This is a genomic window from Paenibacillus sp. O199 (assembly GCF_001636635.1).
Taxonomy (GTDB): domain Bacteria; phylum Bacillota; class Bacilli; order Paenibacillales; family Paenibacillaceae; genus Paenibacillus; species Paenibacillus marchantiae.
Genome location: NZ_LGRP01000082.1, coordinates 1 through 3,881, shown reverse-complemented (window position 1 = coordinate 3,881; position 3,881 = coordinate 1). Strand labels below are relative to the sequence as shown.

Annotated in this window: 5 protein-coding genes and 1 pseudogene; all 6 read right to left on the bottom strand. The window is 35.8% G+C overall.

Going from position 1 to position 3,881, the window contains the following annotated elements; genetic code table 11:
• Positions 1–122: 122 nt before the first annotated feature.
• Complete coding sequence (locus tag A6049_RS33545) at positions 123–263, bottom strand: hypothetical protein (RefSeq protein ID WP_161490678.1); 141 nt, start codon at positions 261–263, stop codon at positions 123–125.
• Positions 264–267: 4 nt separating this feature from the next.
• Positions 268–393, bottom strand: a complete 126-nt coding sequence (locus A6049_RS34460) for a hypothetical protein (protein ID WP_275078688.1) — start codon at positions 391–393, stop codon at positions 268–270.
• Between the two features lie 268 nt (positions 394–661).
• Positions 662–1,099 carry an SMI1/KNR4 family protein gene (locus A6049_RS32145; protein ID WP_063568455.1) on the bottom strand — a complete coding sequence of 146 codons (438 nt, stop codon included), beginning with the start codon at positions 1,097–1,099 and terminating at the stop codon, positions 662–664.
• Between the two features lie 24 nt (positions 1,100–1,123).
• Positions 1,124–1,282: pseudogene (locus A6049_RS32870) on the bottom strand (SMI1/KNR4 family protein); the annotation flags it as partial.
• A 592-nt stretch (positions 1,283–1,874) separates the two neighbouring features.
• On the bottom strand, positions 1,875–2,681 hold the full coding sequence (locus tag A6049_RS32140; RefSeq protein WP_063568454.1) for an SMI1/KNR4 family protein: 807 nt from the start codon (positions 2,679–2,681) through the stop codon (positions 1,875–1,877).
• Between the two features lie 203 nt (positions 2,682–2,884).
• The gene (locus A6049_RS32135; protein WP_145921981.1) at positions 2,885–3,631 is read right to left on the bottom strand and encodes a hypothetical protein; all 747 of its coding nucleotides are present in this window, start codon (positions 3,629–3,631) and stop codon (positions 2,885–2,887) included.
• Positions 3,632–3,881 lie beyond the last annotated feature (250 nt).

Below are 3,881 nucleotides of genomic sequence, written 5' to 3'. Positions count from 1 at the left end.
GCACCAGAAATGGCATCTCCGGCTTTGTTCGCCAGATCGCCGATCGCCTTCGCTACTTGACCCGTCTTATCCGCAATCTTTGTTGCTACACTTACAACACTGTCAATCACTTTGCCAGCTTTTTAGATTAACTTGGCACCCTTGACCGCAAACTTGGCACCCGTAGCCGCCCAGCCCACAAACGGAATTGCAGCTGCAGCGGATAATGCCGCGTTGGTATAATCCCCTCGAGCGGCATAGATGCCCGCGTTCGCCAAATCCACGACTTCACCAATGACCGGGATCTACATCAAGTACGATCTGAGTAACATCCAATACTTTCCCCCAGAGATCTTTTTCTTCTTCTGTATCCTCTTCCAGTTCAACCTCAGATACAAACGGCGCTACAGGCATCGGCTACAGGTTCTCCATCGTTACGGGTAGCTTGATCAATCTGTCCAGTTTCAACTGCGTCCCCACACTGAAGGAAGAATATCCCTATATTTTGAGCAAGCAAATAAGGCTCATTCCTCCTCATCGTTCGAGTTGGAATAAACCTTTGAAAAGAAGGGTGTCGAACTTTGTTTTAAATATCCGATATACTAAAAATCATAATAAGAGCGTTAGCTTGTACTGTAGGTTATAATTTCATTATCTACGAAGTAGACAAACCATTAATAAATTACGAGAAACTTTTGGCTATTAAACTAACATTCTTATACGAAGGATAGAAATCATCCTCATCAATATCTTCCATATCTAAACTCCAATAATAAATAAAACCTCTATCATCTCCTGAAAGAGATATACATATTTTATTTTCTATTGGATCATTTCCGATTGGTAATAAATTTGGAAGTATTAAATCTTCATCGGTTAGTTCTTTGTATTCGCTGAGTAAATTAGGATCTATGTGTTCAGATAATGGGAAAAATAACATTATAGAAGAGCTTTGCTTACCATCCTGTGTTTTAAATCTTCTTGCCAAAGGTTTGCCACCGTTATATCTCAATAAAAAGTTCCTATATTCATGTGGTAACTCAATATTGTAATCTCCCATACTTGCTTCAATTTCTTCTTTTGTAATTAATTCGAAATTATATTCGAATTCCAGTTCCATAAGTATCCCCTCTTATAAGAATTTTTAATCTTCATTTGGATATAAACTATCTATTAGTTCTGTGAATGTTCTACATATTGGAAATATTGCCTCATGACCATGCTCTTCATGGTCAAAGAATATTATAGAAGGTTCCTTCTCACTTCTGTAATCAAAACAAATCAAATTTCCAAATGGATCTTGATTACCATTCCTACCGACTTGGAGCAAATCAGTAATGTCCTTGCCTAAATTGTTATCCTTAGCTATTTTTTTAGCTACTTCTTCTCCAAAGTCTCCTTATAATGTAACGAAATAGTGATTTATAGGTTATAAAATTTACTATTTTTGATTTGCATTCAACCGAAATGATAAACTCTCTATACTGGTAATACTTAGGTAAAATCCATTTTTAACTCAGCACACGATTCATTCGGCACTGGGTGAGGTATTTTTATATAGCGGCGATTTGAATAAATTATATTTTTCAACATATATCGACAGATAAAAAAAGAAACCACAACACGATAGTTAGCTCGCATTGCGGTCTTATAGTGTTGCATACATGAATGCGTACTTGATATAACTCAATTCCTTCACATTCGATAATGATGATAAATGAGTGCAAATTTCAATATATTGTAGTAATACTCCATACACATAGTGTACTTCGATTACCTCTCACTGCTAAACAGAGCGGTTGCTTACCTCAAGTAAGTAGTAAATTTTAGCTCTCTCAATAAGTAATGACAACTCAATATTTTGATATGTATATTTATATACATACCGTGAGAGCTTAATCATTTTTATCAACGCATAATTCAGTTAATAAGGTTTCACTAATAATGTCGATTTGTTTATCTAAATCACCTACAATGAACCCACACAAAGCGTTATTCCTACTTTCAATGTAAAAGCTAATACCGTTTTTAAAACCTATGTGATGATTTACGTCACTAAACCACGCTCTTTGAAAATCATAAATTTTAGAAAACTTATCAATTATGCTAAGAGCTTCCGATTCATTGTTCCTCTGCATTGCTTCTTTAAGCATATTAGGTGATCCGGCAAACACTATACACTTATCATAATTTAAACCTTCATATTTACTAAATGCACATTGAAATAACAATTTCTCAAAATTATCTGCAAAATAACTTACAAACTGGCTATCTTCGTTAGTCATAACAATCTGAGGGTCATTAGTTTGCGTAAAATCAAAAGATAATTGACCATCAAATAATTCTTTTTGAAAAAAATGTACATATCTGTCACTTAAAGTATCCGGTTCTTCCTCATGAATAGCTTCATAGAAATCAATTATCTCAGAAATTGAAGCATATCCTGGAAGTTGAGTTTTAAGTAACCCCTTATCATTCTGCCCCATATAATTCAAATAGACTTCATATGCCTTAGGAAAATGATAATTATATTTATTAATTTGTGTTAAATTTTTCAGAGTATCTATGTCTTCTTTTTTTGCTGGTTTTATTTCACTCAGCCATTCGTCATCATATCTTAATATATATTTTGATAATCGTTCAAAGAGGTTTGTATAATCTCCGGTGGAAGGGATATGATTACTTCTTATTGGCATTTGCATATTTCATGTACTCCTCTATATTTATATTATGACTACACGTTAAACATGGATTCATTTGGTTTGAATCTGCTGCGTATGGATAAGGATTTTCTTTTTTAGATGAGCGCCAAACAGTATCCATGCCTGTTATTTCACTTGGATTATTATGTGCAGCATTTACTACTTTGATTCTGCACAAGTACCTACATCATTACCACCCTTAACTATTTTAGCTTCTCTGTTGGCATCGGTTCAGCCTTTACAGTGTACTTATCTCCATATTTTTTATTTAATGCATTTTGTAATTGTCTTGCTGTTTCAATATTTTTAGGACTTGGTTCACCTGAAAATCCAACTGAAACCGTTCCATCTTTGTGCGTTATTACAGAAACTGCTGGATTCGGGGCTCTTCTACCATCTCCAAGTATGTTTTTAAGCTCATCTACCACATTTTGTGCTTCTGCAGTAGCCTCTGGAGTTCTAGTTGGGTATGAAGACACGTTACCCGTCCCCTCAGTACCGTCCTTATCCTTCTTAGAGTTAGACTCTGATGATGACAAATCCTTCGGATTATCTCCCGTGTTCCCTTTAGTTTTGTCCGTTTCCTGATCCTTCGGTTTAGGTTTATTTGGTTCACTCTTTGTTTTTTCTTTTGTTTTTTCTTTTGTTTTTTCTTTTGTTTTGTCTTTTGTTTTGTCCTTCGTCTTATCTTTGTCTTTCGATTTATCTTTTTCCTTATCCTTGTTACCTGTATCCTTGTCTTTCTTGCTCTTATCCTTATCTCCTGAACCTGAACCTTTATTATTGGATGTCATCCCTTGATTCTGATTCTTCTTATACTTACTATTCAACATACTTAATAGAATCATTGCTTTGGTAATTGTATCCGAATCCACATATTGACTTAGTTGTTCCAAGCCATAACCTATCGCTTGATCAATCAGGAGATCCTGCAAGAATCCGGTGGCCATGCCCCCCGCTGTCTTTAGTCCATTCGCCAGCTTCGGTGACTTCATCAACAGATTGTTTAGCTTACCTTTTAGCTTGTTCGCCAGATCCGCTGGACTAAAGTTGCTTTAAGCCCCTTCGCCTTGGTCATGACCTTGCCCAGCACTGTTGCACAAAAAAGTGTTTCTCTTATCTATGTAGATCCATTCCTTACTTGCCAATCAAAATAGGCAGGCTCCCGTAATCTAACCAGAACCTGCCTAACCTCTTTTT